Consider the following 14250-nt stretch of genomic DNA (forward strand, 5'->3'; position numbering starts at 1 on the left):
GACGCCCAGCACATTTGTTTTCATCGAATATTTTGTTCAGTTTTCAAAGGTCTACCTTGTTGATCACGTCTTCGTGACAACTATTTAACTATAACTCCAAGCGATTAATTTGTCAACTACTTTTTTTAATTTCTTTTTTCGTTGATGTCTCTTTCGTTTGGCGCATGTATAAATATACCAACTTTACAGAAAAGTGTCAACACTTATTTGAAATTAATTAAAACGATTTTCTCAGCTCCGTTTTATTATGCTCAAAACGCAGTGGTATAGGTCATGAAAACCGCAGAACTGTTAAACTTCCATTTAAGATTAAGCTTCTATTTAGCTAAACTAACTATTAATGTGTATACTGGAAGCTTAAATATGACACGAAGGAGTTTACACATCTTATGGAAGAAGTCGTTATTGTCGGAGCCAAAAGAACTCCAATCGGCAAAATCAACAAAAGCCTTGCTTCTTACTCAGCGGTTGAGCTGGGAACTATCGCAGTCCAAGCAGCCTTGAAGCAAGCCAATATCGATTCACAATTAGTAGAACAAGTCATTTTTGGTAATGCAATTCAAGCCGGTAACGGTCAAAACATCGCCCGACAAATTGAAATCAACGCTGGATTAAGTTCAAAGAGTACCGCCTTTACCGTTAATCAGGTGTGTGGATCTGGATTAAAAGCCATTCAAAGCGCCATGAACGAGTTAATGTTAGGTAATGCTGAAGTAATTATTGCTGGTGGTACTGAAAGCATGTCAAACGTTCCCTTCTTAAATAAGAATCAACGAACTGGAACTAAATTTGGTTCCGTAACCTTAGAAGATGCCTTGGAAACTGACGGCCTTACCGATGCTTTTTCCGAAATGCCAATGGGAATCACTGGTGAGAATGTAGCTGATCAGTTTAATGTTAGTAGAGAAGAACAAGATCAGTTTGCTTTAGCATCTCATCAAAAGGCATTAGCCGCTTATCAGCGAGACGCATTTGCTGATGAAATCATCCCGGTTCTCTTACCATCCGGTGACGTTATGGCCGTCGATGAATCAATTCGAGCAGACACTAGTCTAGAAAAGTTAGCTAAATTAAAACCCGCGTTTCTTCCTAACGGAACCATAACAGCTGGTAATGCCCCTACCTTAAACGATGGGGCCGCAGCTCTAGTCCTCACCACGGCTAAATTTGCTAAAGCTCACCATCTCACCGTGCTCGCCAAATTAAATGGTTACGCCGAACACGGAATTGATCCTAGCATCATGGGCTATGCTCCTTACTATGCGGTCAATAAATTATTAGATCGCCAAAATCATTCAATAGAAGATATTGATTTATTTGAAATTAACGAAGCCTTTGCTTCTCAATCAGTAGCCGTAACTCGTGATCTTCATATTCCAGCTAACAAAATTAACGTTAACGGTGGCGCTATTGCTTTAGGCCATCCGCTAGGAGATTCAGGTGCACGAATTGTTACGACTTTAATTTATAATCTTAGACACGCTCACAAGCATTCTGGAATTGCTACTCTTTGTATGGGTGGCGGTATCGGAGCAGCATTGTCAGTCGAAGTTTAGTCTTAACCCAAAAAAGGAATTATCACCAATGATGATAATTCCTTTTTTATTTATCTAATTCAGTTAATTGAACTCGTTGTGCTTCCAATGATTGGGTTAAATCCTCAACTTTAACTCTTAAATTGAGAACTTCATTAGCTGATTGCATCGCAGTATCTCGCTGCTTATTTTCCAATGCTAACCTGGCCTCTGCATGTGCCTGGGTTGCCGTTGTCAATAATTGATCGATTTCTGCCTTTTGACCGGTTAACCGGGCAAGCATTTGATTGATTGCCATGTAGGTTTCCATCATGCCATCCTGATTTTTTCGTCTTAGACGTTCACCATCACGGATCATCGTATCTACTTGACCCTTTAACCGTTTAATTTCATTAATCAATTGGCTAGATTGTTCTAGCATCCTCACTAATTTATCTGGTTGGCCATTAGCTTGGGATTTCTTAGCTGGCTTGGCCGGAGCCAGCTGAATTCCGGCTGCCTGCATTTGACTTCGATAAAATGCCTGATTGACAATATTTAACGATGCCATTGCGTCCTTACGCAGTTTATCCGTCACCAAATTAATTCTTAGTAGGTCGTCTTGATTAATTCCCGTTGCTAGTGGTTGAATCCCCACAGACAATTCTTGTGCTTGTTCGGCCGTATGATTAGAAATGGCTACTTGTTTTTTAGCTTCCACTAAATCATTAGAGCCACTTCCACTAATTTGTTCCATTATGTTTATTACATCTCTTACACTTTGAGCGGTTTGCTCCACAAATTCAGTGGTGGTGGTTACTTGGTCGTGCATCAATTTAATGATGACGCTGTCTTCAAACCGAATCGAATCTTCCCAATCCGTTGGAGCTGGCCGGTGAGTAACTCGAATATTCTTCAATAAATTAGCCACCATCCGTGGGTCAGTGCCCACAAATGCATTGGGATGATTATCTACTTCTGCTCGTTCCCCCGGCTTTAAGTGATCTGCGAAGGAACTTTGGTAAATCCAGAAATAAACATGACGGGTTTGCTTGAGCAATAGTCGATAACGACTCCCACCATAACGACGAACACTAGGGTCTAGTCTGATCATTCGGTTGAATTCCTTAAGGGTCTTAGAATACATCCCCTTTTCATAATCAAATTGACCCTTACTTACTAGTCCTAACAACTGGTCAATTGTATAACGGGCAACCTGTTCGGCCACATCTTGAGCAGTCAAATTAGGATCAGTTAAATCCACTTTGACAACGTCACGACTAGTTGTGTATTCCCCGTTATTAATTTGAGCCAATAAATCATTACGAACCTGAGTGTAGCTAATCAATACTGGCGTCATTAACACTTTACGAAGCTGTTGATACAGTTTTTCCAACACCCCATACCGAACCTTAAGAGCTTGGCCTGTCACTTCGTTATAAACTTGATTGCCCCGACTATCTAAAACATAGCTGTACTTAGCCTGGTAATTGGCGCGATAATTATTAACCGGTGCTTTGTCTCCATTGGTTTTAAGTCCTGCCAAATTCAAGATTCCTAATCGTGATACCGCCGTAGCAATATTTTTGGGTAATCTTAACCGGTTAATCATGTCCTGATAGTACTTATCAACGATAAACGCAATATCCGCTTTATCGGTACTCATAGTTACGGGTACCCCGATAGTATCTCGACCATTAGTGGCCATTTTGTACAACGTATCATAAAATTCCATAGGAGCCGCAATGGATAATAGTTCTTGCATTGGCTGATTAACAAACCGTTGAATAGCATATGCCAAGCTAGTACGATCTTTAAACTCTAATTCTTTTTTGACCTTTTCATCTAAAATTCTAGTAAAATCCGGTCCTTGATAGTTGTATTCAGTTAATAATTGTTCCCCATCGGCAAATCGATAATCCTTAATGAAGCTGTGGGTCATTTCCCGATTGATAAAGGTTCCAATTCTTTGGTTATTTTCATCAATTTCCACTTTTTTGGCATTTTTATCGCTAGTTTTTTTTAATTTCCGTTCAGGGTTTCTCCCCTTCAAGTTACTATTAAAGTGTTGAAACCATTGATTGGACAGCTCAGTTTGCTGCTCTACTGTTAACCGACTCAATCTGCGACTGAGTGCTGGAATAACGGCCTGAGAATTATCGTCTCGATCATCACCTACAATTGCCATTACAAATTGACTCGTTGCAGTTTGATATCCCCGTTCAAACCACTTTGGATCGATCAATTGTTCATGGTAAGTAGCATAGTTCATCCCTGCAGCTCGATTAATCACATCATGGGTATGTTGACCACTGACCCACAATACTAAATAGTAGAATCGTTCTACTGGCATTTTCATTAAATCAACGATCGCAGCCCCATATCCTAACCGAGCTTCTGGTTGCAGCTTTAAATCTTCCTCTGTTACCAGCTCCACCATTTTAGCAGTCACAATAGGCTGTTGGTCTCGTTGAATATCTTCTGCACTAAACTGACTAGAAGCATACTCGCGGGCACCTAACACAGCCGCGGTAGTGTCACTTAACCATTCGGATACGTTGATTTTGGGACGAGGCTTTTTTGACTTAGGTTCTTTTTGCTTTTTATTTCGTTTATCTGTCTTACTTTCATTCTTAATAGTTGTCTGGTTATTCGCTACTTCTTTGGCGCTAACGCCTTCCCCGTTATTACTTTTCTTTTCTTTTCTTTTTTTCTCTCGCAGTTCAGACCGCGTTACTTCTGGTTGGTTCACATCTAACGAACCCTCCAGTGGCTGGTTTTTTGCCATTAATTTCACCCCTGAGTCAACATTAATCTATGTAAGTTAGTTCACTAAACTTTACTTTAAATGATAACCATTATCTTGAATGATCTGGTTATTATCAACCGAACTTACCTTAATCTTAAAGTATAATTAAAACGCATTCAAATATCTTTTTGCTCTTTACTAAAATATTTTGCAGTTTGGTGTTAAAATTGGTTGCGGATAAAAAGTTTTTGAATTATAATTTCTTCCTATGTTATGAGTGCGTGAGCCCGTAACCAATCTATAAAAACAGAAGGATGTGACACGAATGGCTGCAAGTTACTTACGGCAAGCAACAAACGAGGATCTCCCAGAAATCAAAAATATCATTCACGAGGCGATTGCCTTCCTGCACGAACAAGGCATCGACCAATGGCAAAAAGGCTACCCGAATGATGGGGATCTAGAAACAGATGTCAAAAATGGGATTGCCTACGTTTTAGTTGTAGACAAGCAAATTGCCGGTTTTGCTGCATTGCACCAAGGGCTAGATATTAATTATCTTAGCATCCACGACGGCGAATGGATTAACGGAGTTGAAGGTCGTTATACTGCCATCCACCGAATCGCCGTGTCATCAAAATTCCGAGGTCAACACCTATCACAACGGTTAATGAGCGGATTAATCACCGTTTCCTCCGTTTTGGGTTATCACGATATCCGAATTGATACACATCCCGACAATAAGGGAATGCAACACGTCATTACCAGCAATGGTTTTGAAAAACGAGGCATCATCTACATGAAAGAAAACGAACATGAAGAGACCCCTCGTTACGCTTATCAATTGATCATTGATTAACAATCAACGCCTGTTGTAAAATAAAGCCATGGGGTGAGATAATGTCACAAGCAGATAGTAGGGTTCAATTAGCGCTGATCATTATGTACTTAATTGGTATTATTTGTTTGATTGTTACCTTTTTCTTTTTACGTAAAGTTAATGGTCGCAGTTGGACAAAATTTTCAATAGGATTGATGGTCGTAATCATGATCATGGCAGTAATTTTAAATACGGTATTTAACTTAAGTTAGATACATAAAAAAGGAATTGACTTGTAAGTCAATTCCTTTTTATTTGAATTATTTGCTAAATTGTTGATTTAGTTTATCAAAGTCGATGGTTCCTAAACCAGTTGCTTGGTTGTAAAGCTTACCTGGTTGACCAGTGTAGTACAAGTTAGTGTTATCTTCAGCACTATCTAATGGTGTAAATGGTGAATCACTACTTTGAGCAAACTTGTAAATAGCTGGGTTCCAAAAACCAACCCGGGCGCCATTACTTTGACTCATCAAAACGCTACTTGCGGCCATTTGAGGAGCAACAATACTAGTTCCTCCCATTCCAACCCACTTACCATGACCGCCATTGTTAGGCTTAGTCATGTAAATTTGGTAACCAGTAGTTGGATCAGCGTTGGCTGACACGTCTGGTAAATTTCGGCCTTGCTTAGTCCCGGTAACCGTCTTAACTGGGTTAGCTAAACTAAACTTGCCCTTTGAGAAATTCCAAAGTTGTTCGGCTCTAAAAGTCTGAGCACCGCTAAAACCACGTTGGTATGCGGGGGTATTGTAAATCTTACTGAAACCACCACCGCCACCAGTGAAGTAAGCTTGGTTCTTTAAAGCAGCTGAGAGTTTACTATTAGTAATTTCTGGATACAAAAATTCATCAGCCCAAGCCCGTTCCTTAGTCACTTTATAAGGTTCGGTTTTACCTTTGAGCTTATAAGTTGCGGGTAAGGTAGTCCCACCAGTCGAAGTTACGTAAGGAGAAGTTGCGGGGTCGCTAACAGCTAGCCCATCAGCAACTCCACTTTGAGTTGCGCCTTCATACGCCCCGTTATCGCCAGCGGCAACAAACATACTAATTCCTTGAACAGCAGCTTGCTTAAATAACATGTTAAGAACGTTGAAATATTGCTTAGGAACAATACCTAATTGTTGTTCTTCTTTAACAGCAATTTCATTTTCTCCCCAACTAGTAGATAACGAATCCGCCTTATTTTCTCCAATGGCAGTTGCAAAGTTATTGATCATCGAAATAGAACCATTTTGGTTGCTGGTGTAAACTCGGATATTGGCTTGCGGAGCAACCGCCCCAGCCTGTTCAACATCCAAAGTGGTTTCATCCATACTATCCCATGAACCTTTTAGCCCATCGGTATGAATTTGACTAATTCGGTTAGCTTTTACGGGAATGCCTTCTTTAGCCCAAAAAGTTTGGGCATCGGATGGATTGAAGTTAGCAAATGAGATAATTCCGATTGTCTTTCCCTGACCCAAATTTCGGCCAGAATCATAAAGCGACGAAACCTTATAACGATCAATAAACTTTTGTGGAGTTTGGTTCTTCGTATTATCTGTGCCAGAATCTGCAGCATTATCGGCTAAAGAAGCGGACTTAGTAATTGAAGCGGGCTTCAAGGCGATTTTTTTCTTGGAAGCTGTATCCACCATATTAGCGTAACCAGTAATAGACATTACGTTTTTGTATAACGACTTAGGCAAATTAATCGCATCGGCCTTATTTTGCATCATATCCCCGGCAACTTTTTTGTTAACTAATTTAACGTGGAAAGCTTTTTGCATATTTTTGGTACTTCCCTTAACGGTCATGACGGAATTACCGCCAAAGACCTTCACCTTCAAGTGGTATTTCTTAAAGTAGTTCTTAAATTTATTAACAGTTGCATCACTCTGCCCAAACTTCTGAGCGTATTCCTTAGGTGTTAAATAATTACGATAATTTGCATTGCCTTTTTTAGTTACAGCGTATGTATAACTAGTTAATTGACTGGCGTTGCGACTCTTTAAAATAACATCAAAAGTCTGCTGTTTATTCCCATTAACCGGTGTACTTTTAGTCTTGGCGCTAGCTGAAGCTCCGCTACCGAACCCTAATGCCAACGTCAGACCTAAAACCCCTAATAAGTAATATTTTTTTCTGTACTTCATAATATTTCCCCCTTAATTTATGATAGATACAGTGTCATTGTGACTAAGATCATGTTAGCACCTTTTGAGATAAATGAGCTGTTAGATGCTCACGATTGGGGTTTGTTATCATGACAATAATAAAAAGCTACCGAAATTTAGTATCATTTCGGTAGCTTTTTCATTTATTCTGCTAGGGATAATCCAGCCAAAAAGGTTTGAATTCTAGCATTATCTGAGTTAAAGAACTCTTCCGTAGGACCAGTAAACAAGATCTTTCCGTCTTCTACGAAGATTAACTTCTTAGCCACTAAACGAGCAAACTCCATATTATGGGTTACAACCACCATCGCTTGACCCTGATTAGCTAAATTCTCTAAAATGCGTAAAACTTGCATCTCTAATTCCGGATCCAGTGCCGAGGTAGGTTCATCCAACAAGAGAAATTCCGGTTGCATCGCTAACGCTCGACAAATTGAAATTCGTTGTTGCTGTCCTCCAGATAGTTGACTAGGATATTGATCAGCATACTCATCTAACCCCACCATCTTTAAAAGTTCGTGGGCTCGTTGTTCACTTTGTTCCTTAGATTGTTTTAATACTGTCCGTGGAGCCTCCGTAATGTTTTTCATCACGGTAAGGTGTGGAAAGAGGTTCCAATTTTGAAATACCATTCCAGATTTACGGCGAATGGCAAAGGTTTCTTTTTGCGAAATTGGTTTACTAAAATCAACGGTTAAATCGTCAATTGTGAGTGTCCCACTATCAGGTCTCGTCAATAAATCAATAGAACGTAACAACGTAGATTTCCCAGATCCTGAAGGGCCCACAATTACTGTGCTTTCCCCATCGGCAAAAGTGACGTTAATGTCATTTAATGCCAACTTTTCTTTATACTGCTTAACCACATTTCGTAATTCAATCATTAGCTTTCACCCCGTTTGATATAACGGTTGGCATGCTTTTCCAAATAATGTTGCAAAATACTCAAGAGGGAGCAGACCACCGCGTATAGTGCAGCTACCAAGCAATACATTAAAAGTGGTTGGTAGTTTTTCGCAGTAATTTCCTGGCTAACAGTAAACATTTCTAAAATGGTAATCGAGCTAGCCAATGACGTGTCCTTCACCAAGCCAATGAATTCATTTGATAACGTTGGCAAGGCAATTCTAATAGCTTGCGGGAAAATAATCTTAAACAACGTTTGCCGAGTATTAAAACCCAGAGTTGCTGCTGCTTCCCATTGATCATCCGGAATGGATAATAACGCCGCCCGGATATTTTCTGAAGCGTACGCTCCAGTGTTCAAAGAAAAGGTAATCACCGCTGCAGTGAACGCTGGCATTTGTATCCCAATATTGGGTAACCCAAAGAAAATGATGAACAATTGCACTAATAACGGTGTTGAACGAAATAGCCAAACATAAAAGTAAGCAATGGCATCTAGAATTCCCCAAATTGCCTTAACTAACACATTACCTTTAGGCCGGGCCAACTTGATCAAGGCAGTAATTACCGCCAAAATCAAGCCAAAGATAAACGAAATAATCGCCAGCGGAATTGTAAATTTAATTCCCGCCGCAATTAATTGTGGCAGTGAGTCACTGATTGTTTGCCACATAACTTCAACTCCTAACTATTTTTGAGTAATATCAGCGGTAAAGTACTTCTTAGAAAGACGAGCCAAGGTGCCATCTGCTCGTAATTCTTTCAAAGCTTTATTAGCTTTAGTCCGTAATTTAGGTGAGTTTTTGTTAAACATTGCGGCAATTTCAGAAGCAGCAATTTTATCGGTAGAAATATTCATCGTTTTTAAGTTGTTTTTAGGATTATCCTTAGCCCAACTTAAGAAGGCTTCCCGAGAATTGATAGTTCCTTGAGCTCGACCTTGAGAAATTAAAGCTACCGTATTTTGGAAAGTTTCAGATGGAATCACATTAGCCCCAAATTTCTTAGCTTGAATTGAGTTTTCAGTCCCAGTTCCTTCGGGGAAGGTCTTGCCTTTAATTTGGTCCACAGAAGTGATCTTACTGTTCTTAGGCAAAATCAAGGCTGACTTAGAGTAAATGTATGGAGTGGAGAAAATAAATTGTTTTTTCCGTTCCGGTGTAACGGTGATGTTGTTGAGCACTACGTCAAACTTTTTAGCACCCAAACCAGCAATCAAAGAATCCCATTTAGTGGGGATGAATTTAGCTTTAAGGCCCATCTTCTTGGCCATTTGTTGACCTAGTTCAACTTCAAATCCTTGTAACTTACCATTTTGGCGGTAAGCATAAGGAGCATAAGTCCCTTCCAAACCAACGGTTAACGTCTTAGGAGTTACTAGTTCTGAATCAGCAGATTGTTTTTTACCACAGCCAGCTAATACCAGCACAATGGCAAGAGTTGCGGTAATCAGGGCAGTTAACTTCTTGAGATTTGACTTCTTCATGATAATTCCTCCAATAAATTTAAAATGATATAACCCTCATTTAAGCAGAAAACGACGGGGTGCAGACACTGCCCCCGTCGTTTTTAAATCCTAACTTCACTTAAGTAATTGCTGTTCAATTAACGAATAACCACTTTAGTACCCACTGGGACCGTTTGGTTAATCCACTTAGCATCCGGTACAGACAAACGCACACAACCGTGTGAGTTCGCACTCTTCCCTAACTGTTTGGCTTCTGACTTAATGTATTGGCCTTTAGAGTTAGTGGGTACCGTATGGAAAAGATAGATTCCGTGATCCTTAAAGGAAGTCCAATACTTAGCTCCTTCTTTAGACTCTTGGTTAAAGAAGAAATCACCGCGTTCACTTTGAATCTTGAAGTTTCCCTTAGGAGTTGAATCGTCTTTACCGGTGGAAGCGTACATAGTGTAAAGTACTTTGTTTTTCGCACTCATTACGTACACCCGTTGTTTTTTAATTGAGACACGCAAATACCGCCCGTTTTGGTTAGTAATCGTCGGGTAAGCTTTGTTTTCAGATGACTTGCGCCAGTTAATAACTGGGGCTGCCTTTTTGGCTGGACTTTTTTTGGCAGAGCTACTGCTAGCCGTATTAGATTCGGTTTTCGAGTTAGCCTGTTTGCCGTTGGAACATCCGGCCATAATAAGCACTAAGGCCAAGGCCATACAGACACGAATAACTTTTTTCATAAGTCCTCCTAATAATTAAACCACTTATTTTAATAAAGTAACATCAATAGCTTACCTGTATTTGCTAAAAATTTCAAGTTCCACTCTAATTTATTTAATTTCCACCGTTTCTCCACTATCTAACAGGAACAGATACTTATGGGTGACCGGCCGGTCTAACACGTGGGCCAAAGCAATGCCATAAAGTTCTAACTGCCCTTTGTAACGATCTACAATTTGTTCAACGGAATCGGATCCAGCTACGTGATCGGTTTTGTAATCAAATAAAATCAGTTCATCATTAGCGATCGTATAACCGTCAATAATTCCGTGAATTAATACTGATTGTTCTGTATCATTTTCAAAACCGGTAAAAATTTGTTGCGCTGGGATTAATAATGAAAATGGCACTTCTCGTTTAGTTTGCTTTTCATTAGCGACCACCAATTTTCCTAGTTCACTCTGATAGAACTGATGAATATGGTTGGCATTAATTTGTTGGGCCACCGTATCATCCAAAACATTATCGGCTACCAAGCGTTCGATAACTTCTTGGATCGTTTCATCGGTTGGCGGTGCGGTTAACGGCAATTGTTGGAGTATCAAGTGGGTTGCCGTCCCGATCTCAGTGGCTTTAGGAGCCTGTTGTTCTTGAAGAAATTGCGGTCGGTTCAACGGAGTAGTGAATGCCGCTTGTTTAGCTCCCACTTGATCAACATCTAATAATTGATAGCTCCCCAATTCAACGTTGTCCGGATCATCAAATAACCGTTTAACTTCAGAGACTGCTTGGTAAGCTGTCGTTTTCGTAGCTGTTTGATAAGGGTAATTAAAATCAAGAATCGCATCGATTTGCGTTCGACTAGTTGCTTTTTCCGTTCCTTTTGGCTCGTCTATTGAATTGGGTTGCGGAGTCATTTTAGTCATCCACTCTTTAGCCCGTTGACTCCCCGTTAATTGGACGGGTTGAGCTTCAGCCAACTGCTGATCGGTAATTAAGTGAATTTGAATTTTGGTAGGATCATCAACTAAAACGGAGCTGCCCAAACTATCCCCATAGGTGGCTACTACATCAGGTTGCCGCGAAACGGCTGGCCCAATCCAGTCTAGATAACTATTGGCATTTTCGCGCAATGCTTCTGGCAATAATAATTGATCGGCACTTGTTTTTGCTTGCCAGTCAGTTATTAATTCCGACACCGATTCAGGTGCTTTTTTCAAATTAGCTACCAGGTATAATTTTTGTTCCGCCCGGGTCAAAGCCACGTAGAGCTTCCGCATTTCTTCGGAAACAGCTGCTCTTTTTGAACGATTTTTAATCACCTGTTTTTGTAGGGTATCGCTGACCTCTCTAGTTTGGGGATTAAAGTAAGAAATACCGACCCCTAAATGATCGTTTAAAACGTATCGTTGCCGTAAGTCTTGTTGGTTAAATTGTTTCCCCAAATCATTGACGAATACCACCGGAAATTCCAAGCCCTTACTACCGTGAATTGTGGTAACCGTCACGGCATCATCGCCGGTTTGAATGCTAGCTTGACCAAGGTCATCATCGCGCTGTTGCATCCGTTCAATAAACTGAACAAACGCAAACAATCCTTTAAAGCTAGTTTGTTCGTACTGAGCTGCTCGTTGATATAACGCATGCAAATTAGACTGGCGTTGGTAACCAGCGGGCATCCCGCCTACGTAGTCCAAGAATCCGGTTTGATCATAAATTGCCCAGATTAAGGCCACTAAATCGTTTTGTTGGGCCAGATTCTTGAAAGTGGTCAACTGACTTAAGAAACGGTCCACCATTTCATAAACTCGGCGACCAAACTCAGTCGCTTCACTTTCCTGAAACTGTTCATAAAAATCTAACACCGCTTGATAATAGTTGCCGGTTTTATGGTTAATTCGAATGTATGCCAGTTGGTTTTCATCTAACCCGACAATTGGTGATCGCAACACCGCTACTAATGGAATATCTTGGTACGGATTATCGATAATCGTTAACAACGCCATCATAATTTGAATTTCGGTAGTTTTAAAATAACTCCGAGCTTGCCCGATCATCGCCGGAATTTGGTACTTACTAAACACATCAGAAATAGTGAGATCATTATTATGGGTGGAAGATAAAATTGCAATGTCTTGATACTTAATTGGTCGCATTTGTTGGCTCTTGCGATCAAAAATCTCTACCTGGTCGTCGACTAATTGGCGTATGCGCTGAGCAATAATTTCCGCTTGCCCGTTAGCCCCGTCTTCCGGTACAAAACTAGCGTTAACTTCTAATTCCGGTTTAGCCGTAGCATCAGCTGAATAAAGTAACATTTCTGCCGGCAATTGCACGTCTTGGGGATAATACGTAGCACCAAACTTCAGATGGGCAGCCCCTGTATAATCCACTTCTCCTACTTTGCGATCCATCACCTGTTGAAAGATCAAGTTGGTAAAGTGATCCACGTTGGCCATTGAACGGAAATTCTCAGCCAAGTTAATTAATTCATCTGGAGTATCAGCCTGTTGATAAGCGGTTTGCTTATCAATAAACATCGTTGGATCAGATAAGCGGAACCGATAGATTGACTGCTTGACGTCCCCCACCATGAACCGGTTGCCTCGCTGAGGATTAGCTAGCTGGCTCAAAATTGCTTCTTGTAACTGGTTATTATCTTGGTATTCATCTACCATGATTTCAACGTACTGGCTCTGTAATTTTGCCAGTACCTGTTGGCCCGGTTTAGTATCCAGCGTCAAAATATCATACGCCGCATGTTCCACGTCAATAAACTCCATGGCGTGCCGTTGGCGTTTTGCCAAATCGTAGGCCTCAGCAAACTTAACTACCACTTCACTTAACAATTGCACCCGCTGAGCAGCTGCTTTAATCAAGGCCACGGTGTGTTCTTCATCCAATTCGAAATAATCCGTCCGGAGACTATCCAAACTACTTTTAATTTCCTTTTTCAATTCCAAGTTTTGTTTGTGGACTGCTTTTTGTTCCGGTTCCGCATTTCGTAAAGTGCTAGATGGTAATTTAATCTGACTTAGAGTAGCTCTTAGTTGATTCCAATCGGAGGTAGCTACCCGAGCATTCAAATCGGTTAATAGTGTTTTTAACTTTTGGCCCAGTTCTTCGTCCTTAGGTAATTCCGCTTTTTGAGAATTACGAATGATTTGGTCAGCTACCAATAGTTCTTTTTCTAATGTGATTTTTAATTCTGGCAGAATATCGTCTATGAACAACCGACTTTGAGTTAATTGTTCGGTATCTAATTCGTAAAACGACGCCGCTGCATTTAACCAACCAGTGGGATCTTCGTTGACGTTAGCGAAGCGATACATCTCCATCACCAAGTTGGTTAACCCATCATCACTGCGGTCATTAGAAAAATTATCGGTTAGTGCCGAAAATTCACCGGTTTCATCATTTGCATATAATTGTTCACGTACGTCATCCCAAATTTGTTCTTGCAACAAGCTCACTTCGGTACTGTCAGTCAATAAACGAAAATTAGGATCTAATCCCAACAAATAATAATACCTGCCAACTAATTTTTGACAGTAGGCATCAATGGTGGTGATGTCTGCTACTGGCACTTTTTGAATTTGTCGTAGCAAATGGCGCTTTAGTTGGGGATCCTTGGCATCCTGATAGTCTTTTCGCAGCGCGCTTTGAAGCCGTTCCTTCATTTCCTTGGCTGCGGCATTAGTGAACGTCACCACTAATAGTTGGTCAATATTAATTCCATCTTCCACTACCATTTTGATAATCCGATCGACTAGAACCCGCGTTTTCCCGGAACCAGCTGATGCGGATACCAAAATGTTACCAGCGGGATGATCATTAATGGCCTTTTGTTGGCCCTCAGTATATTCCAT

General features: G+C 40.5%; 10 protein-coding genes. 3 read left to right on the forward strand and 7 right to left on the reverse strand.

Annotation, left to right across the window (positions count from 1 at the left end; all coding sequences use genetic code 11):
• The first annotated feature begins 389 nt into the window (after positions 1 to 389).
• Positions 390 to 1556, forward strand: coding sequence for a thiolase family protein (locus tag FC56_RS00360; protein ID WP_056977223.1), 1167 nt, complete (start codon positions 390 to 392; stop codon positions 1554 to 1556).
• A 46-nt stretch (positions 1557 to 1602) separates the two neighbouring features.
• Here the strand turns inward: FC56_RS00360 and FC56_RS00365 are convergent, their stop codons facing one another.
• Complete coding sequence (locus FC56_RS00365) at positions 1603 to 4302, reverse strand: hypothetical protein (protein ID WP_056977225.1); 2700 nt, start codon at positions 4300 to 4302, stop codon at positions 1603 to 1605.
• 286 nt (positions 4303 to 4588) lie between these two features.
• Here FC56_RS00365 and FC56_RS00370 point away from each other — a divergent pair, with 286 nt between their 5' ends.
• Positions 4589 to 5122 (forward strand): GNAT family N-acetyltransferase, encoded by a 534-nt coding sequence (locus FC56_RS00370; RefSeq protein ID WP_056977227.1) that lies wholly within the window; start codon positions 4589 to 4591, stop codon positions 5120 to 5122.
• A gap of 41 nt (positions 5123 to 5163) precedes the next feature.
• Positions 5164 to 5355 carry a hypothetical protein gene (locus FC56_RS00375; RefSeq protein ID WP_054671931.1) on the forward strand — a complete coding sequence of 64 codons (192 nt, stop codon included), beginning with the start codon at positions 5164 to 5166 and terminating at the stop codon, positions 5353 to 5355.
• A 48-nt stretch (positions 5356 to 5403) separates the two neighbouring features.
• Here the strand turns inward: FC56_RS00375 and FC56_RS00380 are convergent, their stop codons facing one another.
• From FC56_RS00380 to addA, 6 genes are all read right to left on the reverse strand, one after another.
• Positions 5404 to 7278 carry a S53 family peptidase gene (locus FC56_RS00380; protein WP_056977229.1) on the reverse strand — a complete coding sequence of 625 codons (1875 nt, stop codon included), beginning with the start codon at positions 7276 to 7278 and terminating at the stop codon, positions 5404 to 5406.
• A 164-nt stretch (positions 7279 to 7442) separates the two neighbouring features.
• On the reverse strand, positions 7443 to 8183 hold the full coding sequence (locus tag FC56_RS00385) for an amino acid ABC transporter ATP-binding protein (RefSeq protein WP_056977231.1): 741 nt from the start codon (positions 8181 to 8183) through the stop codon (positions 7443 to 7445).
• Entirely contained in the window at positions 8183 to 8878 is a 696-nt protein-coding gene (locus FC56_RS00390; protein WP_056977233.1) for an amino acid ABC transporter permease, read from the reverse strand. Before FC56_RS00390 ends, FC56_RS00385 begins: the two co-directional genes overlap by 1 nt.
• Positions 8879 to 8893: 15 nt before the next feature.
• Entirely contained in the window at positions 8894 to 9691 is a 798-nt protein-coding gene (locus tag FC56_RS00395; protein WP_056977235.1) for a transporter substrate-binding domain-containing protein, read from the reverse strand.
• A 119-nt stretch (positions 9692 to 9810) separates the two neighbouring features.
• On the reverse strand, positions 9811 to 10401 hold the full coding sequence (locus tag FC56_RS00400; protein WP_054671952.1) for a L,D-transpeptidase: 591 nt from the start codon (positions 10399 to 10401) through the stop codon (positions 9811 to 9813).
• Between the two features lie 90 nt (positions 10402 to 10491).
• Entirely contained in the window at positions 10492 to 14250 is a 3759-nt protein-coding gene (gene addA, locus FC56_RS00405; protein WP_056977237.1) for a helicase-exonuclease AddAB subunit AddA, read from the reverse strand.

Source organism: Lentilactobacillus senioris DSM 24302 = JCM 17472 (assembly GCF_001436555.1).
Taxonomy (GTDB): domain Bacteria; phylum Bacillota; class Bacilli; order Lactobacillales; family Lactobacillaceae; genus Lentilactobacillus; species Lentilactobacillus senioris.

Coding starts and splice junctions, on each gene's coding strand:
- FC56_RS00360 (WP_056977223.1), top strand. CDS start 390: ATGGAAGAAGTCGTTATTGTCGGAGCCAAAAGAACTCCAATCGGCAAA.
- FC56_RS00365 (WP_056977225.1), bottom strand. CDS start 4,302: ATGGCAAAAAACCAGCCACTGGAGGGTTCGTTAGATGTGAACCAACCA.
- FC56_RS00370 (WP_056977227.1), top strand. CDS start 4,589: ATGGCTGCAAGTTACTTACGGCAAGCAACAAACGAGGATCTCCCAGAA.
- FC56_RS00375 (WP_054671931.1), top strand. CDS start 5,164: ATGTCACAAGCAGATAGTAGGGTTCAATTAGCGCTGATCATTATGTAC.
- FC56_RS00380 (WP_056977229.1), bottom strand. CDS start 7,278: ATGAAGTACAGAAAAAAATATTACTTATTAGGGGTTTTAGGTCTGACG.
- FC56_RS00385 (WP_056977231.1), bottom strand. CDS start 8,183: ATGATTGAATTACGAAATGTGGTTAAGCAGTATAAAGAAAAGTTGGCA.
- FC56_RS00390 (WP_056977233.1), bottom strand. CDS start 8,878: ATGTGGCAAACAATCAGTGACTCACTGCCACAATTAATTGCGGCGGGA.
- FC56_RS00395 (WP_056977235.1), bottom strand. CDS start 9,691: ATGAAGAAGTCAAATCTCAAGAAGTTAACTGCCCTGATTACCGCAACT.
- FC56_RS00400 (WP_054671952.1), bottom strand. CDS start 10,401: ATGAAAAAAGTTATTCGTGTCTGTATGGCCTTGGCCTTAGTGCTTATT.
- addA (WP_056977237.1), bottom strand. CDS start 14,250: ATGGAATATACTGAGGGCCAACAAAAGGCCATTAATGATCATCCCGCT.